This is a genomic window from Halovenus salina, assembly GCF_026410925.1.
GTDB classification, from domain to species: domain Archaea; phylum Halobacteriota; class Halobacteria; order Halobacteriales; family Haloarculaceae; genus Halovenus; species Halovenus salina.
In genome coordinates this window covers 690,471-704,291 of the sequence record NZ_CP112972.1, presented here as the reverse complement: position 1 = coordinate 704,291, position 13,821 = coordinate 690,471, and the positions used below count along the sequence as shown (strand labels likewise).

At 56.0% G+C, this 13,821-nt stretch carries 8 protein-coding genes and 1 pseudogene; 6 read left to right on the top strand and 3 right to left on the bottom strand.

Features of this window, described 5'->3' with window-relative positions; all coding sequences use genetic code 11:
* Window positions 1-22: 22 nt before the first annotated feature.
* Window positions 23-220 (bottom strand): double zinc ribbon domain-containing protein, encoded by a 198-nt coding sequence (locus OSC37_RS03495; protein ID WP_267163219.1) that lies wholly within the window; start codon window positions 218-220, stop codon window positions 23-25.
* Window positions 221-372: 152 nt separating this feature from the next.
* Between OSC37_RS03495 and tbsP the strand changes: the two genes are divergently transcribed.
* On the top strand, window positions 373-1,191 hold the full coding sequence (tbsP, locus tag OSC37_RS03490; RefSeq protein WP_267163218.1) for a transcriptional regulator TbsP: 819 nt from the start codon (window positions 373-375) through the stop codon (window positions 1,189-1,191).
* 113 nt (window positions 1,192-1,304) lie between these two features.
* Here the strand turns inward: tbsP and OSC37_RS03485 are convergent, their stop codons facing one another.
* On the bottom strand, window positions 1,305-1,526 hold the full coding sequence (locus OSC37_RS03485) for a hypothetical protein (RefSeq protein ID WP_267163217.1): 222 nt from the start codon (window positions 1,524-1,526) through the stop codon (window positions 1,305-1,307).
* Window positions 1,527-1,572: 46 nt separating this feature from the next.
* Entirely contained in the window at window positions 1,573-1,725 is a 153-nt protein-coding gene (locus tag OSC37_RS03480; RefSeq protein ID WP_267163216.1) for a DUF7837 family putative zinc-binding protein, read from the bottom strand.
* A 123-nt stretch (window positions 1,726-1,848) separates the two neighbouring features.
* Here OSC37_RS03480 and OSC37_RS03475 point away from each other — a divergent pair, with 123 nt between their 5' ends.
* From OSC37_RS03475 to OSC37_RS03460, 5 genes and pseudogenes are all read left to right on the top strand, one after another.
* On the top strand, window positions 1,849-2,541 hold the full coding sequence (locus OSC37_RS03475; protein ID WP_267163215.1) for an SDR family NAD(P)-dependent oxidoreductase: 693 nt from the start codon (window positions 1,849-1,851) through the stop codon (window positions 2,539-2,541).
* Window positions 2,542-2,671: 130 nt separating this feature from the next.
* On the top strand, window positions 2,672-3,667 hold the full coding sequence (locus tag OSC37_RS03470) for a 5-methyltetrahydropteroyltriglutamate--homocysteine methyltransferase (RefSeq protein WP_267163214.1): 996 nt from the start codon (window positions 2,672-2,674) through the stop codon (window positions 3,665-3,667).
* Complete coding sequence (locus OSC37_RS03465) at window positions 3,664-4,725, top strand: methionine synthase (protein ID WP_267163213.1); 1,062 nt, start codon at window positions 3,664-3,666, stop codon at window positions 4,723-4,725. Before OSC37_RS03470 ends, OSC37_RS03465 begins: the two co-directional genes overlap by 4 nt.
* 396 nt (window positions 4,726-5,121) lie before the next feature.
* Window positions 5,122-6,849: pseudogene (locus tag OSC37_RS18965) on the top strand (right-handed parallel beta-helix repeat-containing protein); the annotation flags it as partial.
* A gap of 93 nt (window positions 6,850-6,942) precedes the next feature.
* Window positions 6,943-13,821 (top strand): carboxypeptidase regulatory-like domain-containing protein, encoded by a 6,879-nt coding sequence (locus OSC37_RS03460; protein ID WP_267163212.1) that lies wholly within the window; start codon window positions 6,943-6,945, stop codon window positions 13,819-13,821.

The following is a 13,821-nucleotide window of genomic DNA, read 5'->3' as shown; positions in this document are numbered from 1 at the left end:
CTCGTCCCGGCAACTGGGCTGGTTACGCCCGGAGCTGTGTCCCACAGCGATAGCAGTAGCTGTCGTCGCCGTCGACACTCGCCCCGCAGGTAACACACTGCCCGTCTGTAGGCTCGGTTGTGGCGTCTCTCGCCCCCGAAGAAAGCGACTCCCCACAGTAGTAACAGAACTGATCTCCGTTCATCGCGGTCTCACCACAATCGAGGCAGTACTGTCCCATCTAGCGACCTCTCGGGGAGACGCTATAATAACAGTTTTGCCGACGTGGCACCCCACCTGCCCAGAAACCGCACCACAACACAAATTTACAGTCTAGATTCACTCAAAATTAGATAAAATTAAGTGGTATGGAGTGCTACGGCGTGACAATCGATGACGTTCACTGACATGCACGACGTGACACTCGACAAGATAGTTGAGGAGGGGCTTGCTGCCGCCGACCAGGTATTATATGTGGTCAATCCCGGGCGTGAGACTGTCCGCACTGTGGTCCGTACACTCTGGTCGACACCGGACACGCCGAGGGTTCGACTGTTCGTCGAGGAGTCAACGCTCAAGACGATACTCGGTGACTTCCTCGTCGCGAGCAGACTGGCCGACCTCGTCGACGAGGAGCGCCTCGCCGTCCGGACGCTCGATGAGGTTCCACGGTCGTCGCTTCTGCTGACATCAGGCCTCCTCGTCAGCCTCGTTGACGGCGGAGACGGTACCGGAGCACTATCGGCTACCGATGAGGCGTTCGTCACCGGAACACACGAGAAGTACAGCCGTCGCTGGGAGCGGTCGACCTCCTACTCGCTGCGGACGCCACCACTGTCCCGCGTTCGGAAGACGATGGCTGAAGACATCAGCGAGCAGGCCGTCGAGGATTTCGACACCACCCTCGATGTGCTCGAGGTAGCCAGAGGTGACGGTAAGGGTCTCGACGAGGTGACAATTGCCCTGCTTGTCGCTGCCAACAACCGGGAACTGTTGTACGACATCAGTCGCTGGGGAGAGGACATCCGACTCGCCAGCAAGGCGACGTTCTCCCGGACGAAAAACCAACTCGAGTCCGACGGCTTGCTCGACACCGAGAAAGTTCCAATCGAGATGGGTCGCCCTCGACTTCGTCTGGTGCTTGGAGAGAACGCACTCGTCGACGGCGAGATGGAGGACGTCGTCGAGCGCGCCGAGGAGAGGCTGTCCTGATAGTGATTGTTGCGGTTATTTTCGTGACCACGTCGCGAATCTCGGTGTTTCACGGCGTGAGACCCGCATCTCGTTTCCCGACGGGGGTAACAACTCGCAACAATCACTATGACTTACTGATTCTCGAAGCGCTCCCAGATTGCCGGCGTCGGAATCACGTCGATGCGGGCAACGAGCGGGCGGTATCCGAATACGAGTATCACAACCAGTGAGAACTCGATGAGCGGATTCTGGCTGCCGACAACTGTCCGGAACGTTCCCATCACCACCAGCACGATGACGATGAGTGCGGCGTAATGTGGGAGGAGTTCGAGAACCTCGTCTCTATCGACCATGGCTGTCGATTAGCAACCGTGGAGTAAAAGACGGTCGAAATGAGGGTCAGACTACAGTGACAACGGTAACACACGACGGACACGTGGCTGCCGTGACACGGTTACCCCGCTGGCTCTTGTAATCAATGACCATCTCGGCCTCTGCGATTGGTTCGTCACAGTTCGGGCACCGGCCGAGTATGGTGTTGTCGACAGTCATATCCGAGTTACGTCTCTTATCTACAGTCTCCTGACCCATCTACATAAATCTCCGTCAGACGCAAGTCGGACGCTTTGTTGTGGAGACCGGGAGGTACTATAGGGGAGAATCCGTATAGACCGTATGGACGGAAAGACTGTCGTGATTACTGGAGCGAGTACGGGAATCGGTCGGGCGGTAGCAGTTGACCTCGCGGCTGCCGGTGCCCACGTTGTCATCTGTAGCCGGAATGCAGAACGTCTGCGCGAGACGGCGGATACAATCACTGAAGCGGGTGGGGAGGTAACGACCAAACGAGCCGACGTTCGTGACGAGTACGATGTCGAACACCTAATGGAGGTTGCGGCAGCCGAAGGAGGACGCATCGACGGAGTCATCGCCAACGCTGGCGTTTATCACGGCGAGACCGGGACAACTCCTATCCATCAGGAGAGCTACGCTGCCTACGACGATCATCTGAAGACAAACGGCCGGGGCGTGTTCGCGACGCTTCGCGAAGCGATTCCGCATCTCAGTGAGGACGCGCGCCTGGTCGTTTCCTCGGGGATGGTCGCCAGAGAGAAATCAGAGGGGGTCGGCTCGTATGCGGTCTCGAAGGCTACCGCCGAGGCGGTTGCTCGCGGCTTCGCTGCAGATACGCCCTACGACGTGTGCGTCGTCGACCCGGGACTCGTCGCAACGGACTTGTCTGGGCCGGGCGGTCACGACCCTGAGAACGTCGTTGAACAGTACCGGTGGGTGCTCGCAGAGGCACCCTCAGAAGAACTCGATGGCGACGTTATCGACCGACGGACATTCCGGAAAAGCCAGCGCTGAACACCTGGCCAGAGCCGACTGTCGTTCTCGGAGACACTCCCCGCTGAGCGCTGTGGCTCACCTTGGATATTACCATAGGGAATATTAGAATAGCAAATATTATATCAGTGCATTTCGTATCCTGGTACACATGACACAGTACGTCGCAACGAGTCCGGGGCTGTATCCGCTGCCGGACTGGTCGAAAGAGCAGCTACAGGACCTCAAGGGCAATCAACGGGAAGATCTCATCGACGGGAACGAGAGTGAGGAAATTGAATCGGTGTACGCCGAGGTGCGCGAGGAACTCGTCGCGCGACAACAGGAGACGGGTCTTGACCGTATCGTCGAGGGACAGGGTCGGTGGGACGACTTCATCGCCCACCCGCTTGCGGTCCACGACAGCGTCGAGACGCGCGGCATCGTTCGGTACTACAACAACAATAACTTCTATCGAGAACCAGTCGTCACCGACGAGCTTGACTTCGACGGTGATATCGCGAGCGAACTCGACCAGGCTGCCGACCACGTCGAGACAAGCCTCCAAGGAGTGTTGCCGGGTCCGTACTCGCTTGCGGACTTGGCGACCGACGACTACTACGGCGACGAGGATGAGTTCCTCGCTGCTATCGCGGACTTTCTCGCGGGCGAACTCGACGCCTTCGCTGGGGTCGAGACGGTCTTCTTGCTCGAACCGTCGCTCGTCGAGAACCCCTTCGACAACGAGCGCGGCGAGCGGGTGTCGGCTGCTGTCGACACTGTTGCGTCGGCGACGGACGCCGATGTGGTCGTGTTCCCCTACTGGGGCGCACTCGACGAACACGTCTACGCCCACCTGCTCGATGCAGAGTTCGAGGCACTTGGCTTTGACTTGATCTCGAACCACGACGACAACGTCTACAATGCCCAGGAGTACGGGACGACCGACGACGTAGCACTCGGCATTGTCGACGGGCAGAACACGCTTGTCGAGGACTCGGAGACGGTCCGGGAGCGCATCGAGTGGTTCGAAGGACAGACGCCTTCCGAGGAGTACGATACCGTCTACGCGACGGCCAATACCGAGCTGTCGTACCTGCCGGTCTCGAAGTTCGAACAGAAGCTCAACGTACTTGGCGAGGCGACGAAACAGGAGGTGGTGGCATGACGCGCGAACAGTTCCGCCCCGAAGACCACCCAAACGACCACTTCCTGTTGACGACGGTCGTCGGCTCGTATCCGAAACCAAAGTGGCTCCACCGGGCGCGTGACCTCTGGAACGACGAGGACTCGAAGTTCGACGACGAAAGCTTCGAGGAGGCCAAAGACGACGCCTCCCGACTGATTACAAACGAACACGAGCGCGCTGGCATCGATGTTGTTGTCGACGGCGAGATGCGGCGCAACGAGATGGTCGAGTACTTCGCCCACCGCATCGACGGCTGTGAGTGTAACGGCCCGGTCAAGGTGTGGGGCCACAACTACTTCGACAAACCGAGTGTCGTCGACGACATCTCCTACGGCGAGGAGTGGCTCGTCTCCGAGTACGAGTTCACCAGCGACGTCTCCGAGCGCCCGGTGAAGGTTCCAATCACGGGGCCGTATACGCTCGCGAGCTGGTCGTTCAACGAGGTCTACGAGGACAAAGAGGCTGCGGCCTACGAGTTCGCCGACCTCGTCAACGAGGAAGTCGAACAACTCGTCGAATCCGGCGCGCGCTACATCCAGATTGATGAGGCCGCGCTGGCGACGACGCCCGATGACCACGCCATCGTCGGCGAGTGTCTCGAACGCATCGTCGACGGTATCCCGGAGGACGTGCGTATCGGCCTTCACGTCTGTTACGGCGACTACTCGCGCATCTATCCCGAGATTCTGGAGTTCCCCGTCGACGAGTTCGACGTGGAGCTTTGTAACGGCGACTACGAACAACTCGACGTGTTCAAAGAGACGGAGTTCACGAAAGACCTCGCACTCGGTGTCGTCGACGTCCACGGCAAAGAGGTCGAATCTGTCGAAGAGATCAAGGCCAACATCCGGAAAGGGCTCGAAGTCGTTCCGCCCGAGCAGCTGACCGTCAGCCCGGACTGTGGGCTCAAACTCCTTCCCCGGGAGTCGGCCTTCCAGAAGATGGACAACCTCGTGGCTGCTGCCCGCGAGATCGAGGCCGAACTCGACGCTGGCGAACTCGACGGCGTCGAGTCGCCCGTTCCTGCCGACGATTGAGGGGCTCTGGGTGGGCTTTTGCCGCCGGCCGTCGTTCTTGTGACACACGGGTTCCGGCACTCACCGCGTGACACTCGCTGGCTGACTGCTGTTCCCTTTGGAGGACTCTTTTGATCAGAAATAGAGATAGTATGAATCATTATTTATTAGAACAGAGAGTCACTTGAGATAATTTATAGAAACTGTTATGACAGTGGTTGTCAAATTGGATTATAGATTAGGGGGGTCCGCTGTGAAAATAGAAACAACACTCAAGACGGATTCGGGCGCACAGCAACAGGGGCGCGATTTTTGTGGGCATCTGATTGCGGAGGACAACAGTATACACCCTTTGTGTACTGAGAGCCGTTGTAACCGAGGCCAACTACGACGATTGCGGAAACCAAATGAGAAGCCATGATTGACGCCAAACCTAACAGAAGACGAGGTGTACTGCTGTTCGCAGTGGTTATCTGTCTGGCAACACTCGCTAGTTTCGCTGTATTTACTGGCAGTGCTACTGTCCAGAGTGGCACAGCCATCGACAGTTGTCAGGAGATCGATTCTTCTGGCACGTATTATCTCGAACCAGACAATATCTCATCTACATCGGGTAGCTGTATCGAGATAACGGCGTCTGGGGTGACGTTCGACGGGAATAACAATGCTATCGAAGATGGAACGTACACCACCACGGCCGTCCGCGTGGTCGCTGACAATGTGGTAGTGAAAGATCTCACAACCCGAGAAGTTGGAACAGCGGTTAAATTGAGCGGTTCCACAAACAGTCGTGTCGAAAACGTCAACGTTGCAGACGATTCAGCGAGTAATGGTATCCCATCAACAGACGGGTCCGCGATTATCGTTAGCGGAGGGAGTGGGAACGAAATCCGCAATAATTTCCTTGCAGATCCGGGTGACTCGCCAAGGGCTCACGGGATTGTTATCTCTGGGTCAACATCGAACAAAGTAGTGAACAACGACGTGAATGCTCCAACCGGTGCGGGCATCAAACTCGTTACTGCGAACAATAACAATATTTCAGCAAACGTGATCGATGCTGCTGGTATTGGCTCTCGGTTCTCGAGGGCCGGCATCCAGATAGGTGAAATAGGGACAGGAGCGAGTGATAATAATTATATTTATGACAACGAAATAAATGGTAACGGATTTGGAGGAGGTCTCCCAGAACTGAAAAATGGAATCCTTGCCTACAACGGTACAGGGAACGAGTTCGATACAAACACTATTCGAGACGCCGCTCAAGCGGCGATAGTTATCGACGACGACAGTACGAAACTTGTTGATACGTTTATTACTGACACTGGCGAAGACGGAATCATTGTTACAACTGACAGTTCAAACACGAATATAACCGATAGCACTGTCCAAAATAGCGGCGTCGAAGATGGCAGTCCCGGCATCTCCGACTCGGGTTCGAGTACGAAAATCATAGACAATACGATCAAGAGCGGTGGTGGGCCAGGATTGTCTATTTCCGATGCGGGAGGAGCACCGACCGTCAGCGAGAATATAATCCGGTTTAATGATGGCTGGGCAGTCAATATCAACAACACGCCACAGCTACAAATCGACGATCTCAGTCTTGGACCGATCGGTGATCCTGTCACGGTATCTAGCATTTCTGGCAAAGATTTTGCTATCGATACGACAAATGCTCCTGGAGCGGACCTACCGACTGGGGAGCAAGATATCGGGATTTTCCTGAATACAGATACCAACGGCGGCAATATTGACGATATTCGGGTGAACTATTCTGACAGCGATGTCGCATCACTTGATGAATCTTCGTTGCGTATGTGGTCATTTGACAGTGGTTGGACACAAGCTTCTGGCACGAACGACGTTACCCCGGACGATAACGTCGTCTTTGCTGACCCACCAGACACTGATGTTGTCCTTGCACCACTGCTTACCAATCAACTTCCATCAGCGACTGCGAGCGTCTCACCAACGTCACTGGCTCCAAGCGAGAGTGTCTCTCTCAATGCTTCGGGATCGGTAGATACTGATGGACAGATTGTCAGCTACGAGTGGGATGTTGATGGTGACGGAACGTACGACACACAGACCACGAGCCCGACGATAACTCACAGTTATTCACAGACTGGAAGCTACGGTGTTACCCTTCGTGTCACTGATGATGGCGATGACACTGACACAGAATCGGTCACTGTCAGTGTCACGGAACAACCGATAGCAAACCTTTCGGCTTCATTGACACCAACATCTGTAGACGCAAATACGCGTTTCAATGCGTCTAACTCAACCTTCGCCTTCGGCGATATTTCTGAGTACAAGTGGGACTTTACTGGGGATGGAAACGTCGACGAAACCACCACATCGGCCTCAACTAACCACACGTACACGAGCATCGGTGAGTATCTCCCGACGGTAACAGCTATTGGAGACGATGGAAGCACTGCGAAGACTAGTCTGTCGCTGACAGTCAAAGAGAACCTCCTCCCGCGAGATACTGATGGTATCTCTGGTGTTACAAACACTTGCGTGCGGGGGTTCATCAATACCAACTGTGCAAACTGGGTAGGTGACGACGTTTCCATATCCGTTCAGAACATCGAGGATATCGACGGACAGATAGTCGAATACAAATGGGATTTCGACGGAGATGGCGTGACCGATCAGACCTCGTCCAGTAGCAGGGTCACACACGCATATACCCAGACTGGTACGTACACTGTCTCCGTAGATATTGTTGACGATGACGGTGCTGTGCGTACCGAAACCAAGGACATCACTATCACTCAGCGAAAATCGGGAACAATCGCTGGGAACATCACAGATGCTTCAACTGGGGACGATCTCGACGAAACACCAGTTATCCTGTACGACTCCAACATCGTTGTGAACAAAACACTCACAAACGCATCGGGCGGATACAACTTCACTGACGTCGCGGCTGATAGCACCACGTACAACGTGACAGTTGACCCTCCAGGATACGAAGCGGGCTATCAGGAAGTCACTGTCAGCGATAACACGGTAACAATGGTTGATCTTGCGCTCCAACCAGAACCCAGCACACCAGCTGACGGCGACATTCAGTTCAATGTTGATGCATCTGATGCAACCGCTATTGAGGGGGCAACCGTCAAGGTGAAAAACCGTACGGGCGTGGTCGCGACCGCGACGACCGATGCGGTTGGTTACGCCACTGTGAGCGTCCCAGATAACTATTATGTAGTCGACATCAGCAGCGACGGTTACGAGTCAAAGCAGGTTCTCTCAGCGGTCGAGGCTGGTAAAACGACGTACGTTTCCCCGACGCTGGAAACGGTTCCCGAATCCTCATTTGACGTGTCGATAGATTCGACAAACGAGCCTGTGACTGAGGGGGAGACTCTGACAGTCACTACAACGATTAACAATACCGGTGAAAAGTCTGACACGCAAACAATTGCCCTGTCGGCGGGCAATACAGAGCGCAACACGACGACAGTCTCGCTCGGAAGTGGTGAAAACACGACTGTCTCGTTAGACTGGAATACCGCTATTGGTGATGCCGATCTGTACACAGCGACAGTTACCAGCGACGACAATTCCCGCGGCACACCTGTTGTGGTTCGCGAAGCCGACGTTCCAGCAAACCTTCCGAATCTCAGTATCGATTCCCAGGGTGAGACCGCAACCGTCGAGGAAGGGGTGAGCACACAGGTCAACGTTACTGTCGAAAACAATGGTTCGGTCACGTCGTCATACACCCCGAAGCTCACGATCACGAATAGCTCCAACGCTCTCGTGAAACAGAGCCAACAGACGACGTCGCAGCTGGCACCCGGTGAAAACGAGACAGTCTCCTTCTCAGTCGGGACGTTCCCCGCTGGGGATTATTCTGTTGAAGTCGCCACCAGCAGCAACGCTACTACTGGAACTCTCGCTGTCGAGTTGGTCGCTGATCTCGCACTGTCAGAGAATAGTCTCAAAATCGGGGGAACCAGTGTGTTTTCCAGCCTCGGCCTCAGTGAAGGGGATGCAGCCGACCTGACAGTGAACGCCACGAGTCGAACCGAACAGGAAGCCTCGGGCAGTGTTACTGTTCTTCTGTTCAATTCGTCAGGAACACAGGTCGAGCAGAGACAGAGTACGACGTTTGGAAGTAGTGAACAGAAACAACTTGTCTTTACCGACGTGACGAGCGATCTGCGTGGCGGCCAGTATGGTCTCGTCGTCATGTCACAGAAAGGAGAGACGCTTGGTCAGTATGCAGAGGGAATCATAACGATTACACAACCGCTCACCGGTCCGTCGTTCGTTTCCGCAGAAGTCACAGAGCAGAATCCAGACCAGCTACGAGTGACCTTCGACGAGGCAATCACTGCTGGTGTCGCTGATGGATTCACATTCGATTCTCAGCAAGATATTACTGATCTGGCAACAGTGGAGGCAAATAACAAACAAAAGGATACCGTCGTGCTGAATCTCTCCAGTCCGGTACAGGAAGACCAGGATTTGAGTGGGACGCTGCAGTATGACGATGGAACGGGCGGGGTGCAAAGCGACACCAACCAGTCGCCTGCCGAACCCATCACTAACGGTGATGTCACAAACAACGTGGTTACCGAACTGCCCGACGCCCCATACGTGAACAAATCTGAGGATACGTTCGACCCGACGACGGAGACGACGATAAGCGTCACCTACAACGCGACGGGAGAAGTTGCGAGTCCCGACGTCGGTGTCCGTCTCCTGAACGATAGTAACCTCCCTGTCGTACAGAATCTGTCACTTGATACGTTCCAGGGGAGCGCTACGCTGACGATTCCGGCAAATTCCCCGAGTTTCTCGGGCGACTCGCCTGTTACGTATCAACTGATTAATACTGCTGCGGAACCCGTCCCGATTGATTCTGATTTATCCTGGCTCAATGCCACGAGCTCGTCAGCACCGACGATTACGAACCTCAACCTCGGCGAAACGAACGGGAACGTTAGCTTCAGTTTCGACTCCGACGAAGAGCTCGGAACGACCACCGACGACATCACAGTCGAAGTCGTTACGCCGTCGACCGCGACCCTCACGTTCAATACACAGGGTCTCTCCACGACAGATACCGAGGCGCCGTTCACCTACAAGACTGGTGAAACGAACTTCCAGTACAGTAGCGAAGGCACGTACACGATGGAAGTCAAGGACGCCAAGGACAGCGACGGTAACAACGGTGGAACCAACGGGGACGGAAGCGGTCTCACCGACGACTACTTCTTCGACGAAGGACTGCCGAATGCACCGTACGTGAACAACACTGACCAGCAACACGACCCGACCACCGATACGTCGCTGTCAGTGGACTACAACGCCACTGACCAGATCGCATCGGCTGACGTGAACGTCACCGTGTCAGATAGCGAGGGTACGACTGTCGCGTTCAACAATTCACTTCTCGCCAGTGAAGGGACGGCTAGCCTGACGATACCAGCAAACACCTTCAGTGGAGACGAAAAACTCACCTACGAGCTTGTCAACGACTTTGACGGGTCGACAGCCACCACAGACGAAAGTTGGTTAAACGTCTCGGGAGGCTCCAACGCACCGACGATTACGAACCTCAACCTTGACGAGACCAATGGGAACGTTAGCTTTAGCTTCGACTCCGACAAGGAGCTCGGAAGGGCCCCCGGCGACCTCACGGTCGAAATCAGCGTACCTACACAGGGGCCCGGTATTGAGGAGAACACCATCAACTTCGACCGAACCCAGGTCTCTACAGAAGACTCCCAAGCACCCTACACATACGAGACGGGTGACTCGAATTTCGCATACAGTGCGGAAGGCACGTACACGATGGAAGTCACGGATGCTAAGGACAGCGACGGCAACAATGGCGGAACCAACGGCGAAGGGAGTGGACTCACCGCCGAATACGTCTTCGAGAAAACGCAAGGACTGCCGAATGCACCCCATATTTCCGTTGCTGACGAAAACTACGACCCCAACACCGAGACGACGGTGTCGGTCCTCTTCAACGCCACCGGCGAACTCGCGCAGTCAGATATTAACATCAGCATCCTGAACAGCGGCTCACTGGTCCAGGACGTCACGAACTTCGGGAGCACAGAGGGGGTCAACGAAGTCACGTTCCCTGCTGGCACCTTCACGGGAGACGTCACGCTTACCTACGAACTGCGAAACAACAGTCTGGGGACGACGAACGCCACCGACACAGCAGCGCTGTCGAGCGGTGGTGACATCATCACCGGAACGGTCACGGACGCGAGCGACGACTCGGCCATCGAGAACGCCGAAGTCACCGTCTTCGACTCCAGCACGCGACAGTTCGTGGCTGGGACAATGACCGATGCTAGCGGCGGATACTCGGTCAGCGTCTCCAGCGGCGCATACGACGTGTTCGTCGACAAGTCGGGCTACGGCCAGAACAGTACGTTCGGACTGCAGGTGTCGGGCTCGACCACACAGAACGTCCAGCTCAGCCAGGTCGCAACGGGCTACCTCAACGGTACCGTCACCGACAACGACGGAAACCCAATCCAGAACGCGGACGTCGAGGTTTACAGCTTCAGGTCCAAGAAGACGACGACGACGGACTCGAACGGGAACTACTCCTTTGAGCTGCCGGAGGGTTCGTACGTGATGTTCGTCGACAAGACCGATCGCATGATACAGTTTGACCGAGATGTTGGCGTCGTCGGCGACCAGGAGACGACGCGAGATTTCAACCTCGGAACAGGTGCGATAATCAAAGGCTACGTCACGAACCAGTCTGACGTCCCACAGAACGGCATCGACGTCCAGGCTGACGGACCAGCGACCCGCATCCAACTCACCAATGAGTCGGGCTACTACGAGATGCGCGTGCCCGCAGGGAACTACTCGATGACCGCATTCAGCAACCAGGGCCAGGTAGCGCAGAACAGTCCCGACCTCTCACTGGCTGAGGGCGACGAAGTGACACAGAACATCACCGTGGCACAGACTAGTATATCCAACATCTCCGTGAGTTACGTCAGCGGCTCCGGAAATCCCGACATGAGCAATATCTCTGCGAACGTGCGCATGGATTGGGGAATGATCCAGACCTCACTACGGAACGATACCGTTAGCGAAGAGACGAAAGGCTCTTTCGGAGACATTCTTGAGCTGGAGGGACTCGGCGTCGCGGCCGACGACCGATTCGAGATTAATTTCACTGTCGAGGGATACAACCCCGAAACCCTCCTGTGGGGTGCGAAAAACGTCACCTGGTACAGCACACAGGTGAGCCAGAATCAATTCAACGTCTCGGTCCGGACCGAGACCGTGACGATGCAGGGCATCTCGAACGCGAAAGGCAACAGCAATCTCCCGGTCGGGCCACTCCAGGGCAAAGACCCCGCCGAGATAGCCTGGCCGAGTGGTGAGCAAGATGTTGCCGACGTCGGCTGGAACAGGACGATCCAGTTCGGCGTCTTCGACCTGTCGACGGTCCCGACACAGGAACTCTCTGCGTACCAGGGAATGACCATCACCACGAACGCCCAGACGTTCAGCCGACCCAAGCTTACCGAAGACGAGAACGGTACCGAACAACTTGAGTTCTGGGTCGGTGGTCCCAACGAGACTGTCGATGGCAACAGCCACGACGGGTTCTATGAGGCCTTCATCCCCGACGAAGTCCTCAACAACTGGAACGTGTCGGACCCCGGAACCGAACTCGAAGCCCTCTACAAGGGCGAAGATCGGAGTTTCAACGCCGAGACCACCGAGGACGGTGCTGTGATCGAGTTAGATATTACCTACTCCGAGGGCAAAATCGAGGTGTCTGCCAACGAGAACGTGATTGGTGACGGAGGTGATGATGAAGAAAATGATGGAGGCGACGGAGATGAGGGAGACGATGGAGATGAGGGAGACGACGGAGATGACGGAGACGACGGCAATTCGAATATAGGAGCCGGCGGCTCTGACGACGACACCAGCCAGGAAGACGACGAAGAGGGTGAAGAAGACAATCAGGAAGACGACGAAGAGGGTGAAGAAGACAATCAGGAAGACGACGAAGAGGGTGAAGAAGACGACGGAGAACCGGAAGTCGAGACCGAAAGCGAGACCGACGACGACGGTGCGACCGTCCAGGGGACGGTCAAAGACGCTGAGGCTGGCGAGACTGCTACCGTCGACGTGCCAGAGCCAGAGGAGGACCAGGAGTACGAACTCGAAGAGGTGTCAGTAACTCCTGCCGAGGACGCGAGCTTCGACATCGACATCGAGACCAGTTCGGAACCGCTGGAGGACACCCCAGACGGCGAGTTCGAGTTCGACGGGACGGAGCCACTCGGCTTCATCAGCGTCGACGCGGACATCGATGATGGGAATATAGAGGAGACACAGTTCACCTACCGCCTCGATGAAGAAGAGCTCGAAGAGCTAGAGGCGGACCCCGAAGATGTCGCGCTGCACCAGTTCGACGACGAGACCAACGAGTGGGTCGAGCGAGACACCGACTTCGTCGGCCGAGAGGGCGGTGATGTCTTGCTCCAGACGACAGCGGACGGCTTTTCGGAGTGGACCGCAGCGGCGAAGACTCCGGAACTCAACATCACGGACACCGAAATCGACGTGCAGGCTGCGACCACCGACGAGGAGGTGACAATTCAGGTGTTCGTGACCAACACCGGCGGCGCCGACGGGACCTACGAAGCACAACTGTTCGCTAACGAGGAGATTGTCGACAGAAAAGACATAACGGTCCCATCCAACCGGACGGCGATCATCGACTTCGTACGGAGCTTCGATCAGCCCAACGAGTACGAAGTGCAGGTCAATGACGTGCCGGTGGGCGAAATCGAGATTACTGAGGACGAAGAAGTCGAGGTTTCTGACCCCGATGACGACGGCGAAAGCGGGGAAGGCTCCGGAGAAACGAACGAGTCGACCCCCGGTACCGACGACGAGACCGCCGAGAACGGGAGCCAGTCCACAGAGGAAGCCACCGAAATCGAGGAGGACGATGGCGGTGGCGACCTCTTCGGTCCCGGATTCGGACCGATGGTCGCGGTACTCGCGATTGCTCTCGTCTTGCTCGGCCGGATACGGTACGGTCAGCGCCCCGCGTCCGACGACGGCGACGGCACGGAGTAA

Excerpts from the sequence above, each read along its gene's own strand:
- OSC37_RS03470 (WP_267163214.1), top strand. The coding sequence starts at position 2,672 with ATGACACAGTACGTCGCAACGAGTCCGGGGCTGTATCCGCTGCCGGAC.
- OSC37_RS03495 (WP_267163219.1), bottom strand. The coding sequence starts at position 220 with ATGGGACAGTACTGCCTCGATTGTGGTGAGACCGCGATGAACGGAGAT.
- OSC37_RS03465 (WP_267163213.1), top strand. The coding sequence starts at position 3,664 with ATGACGCGCGAACAGTTCCGCCCCGAAGACCACCCAAACGACCACTTC.
- tbsP (WP_267163218.1), top strand. The coding sequence starts at position 373 with ATGACGTTCACTGACATGCACGACGTGACACTCGACAAGATAGTTGAG.
- OSC37_RS03480 (WP_267163216.1), bottom strand. The coding sequence starts at position 1,725 with ATGACTGTCGACAACACCATACTCGGCCGGTGCCCGAACTGTGACGAA.
- OSC37_RS03475 (WP_267163215.1), top strand. The coding sequence starts at position 1,849 with ATGGACGGAAAGACTGTCGTGATTACTGGAGCGAGTACGGGAATCGGT.
- OSC37_RS03485 (WP_267163217.1), bottom strand. The coding sequence starts at position 1,526 with ATGGTCGATAGAGACGAGGTTCTCGAACTCCTCCCACATTACGCCGCA.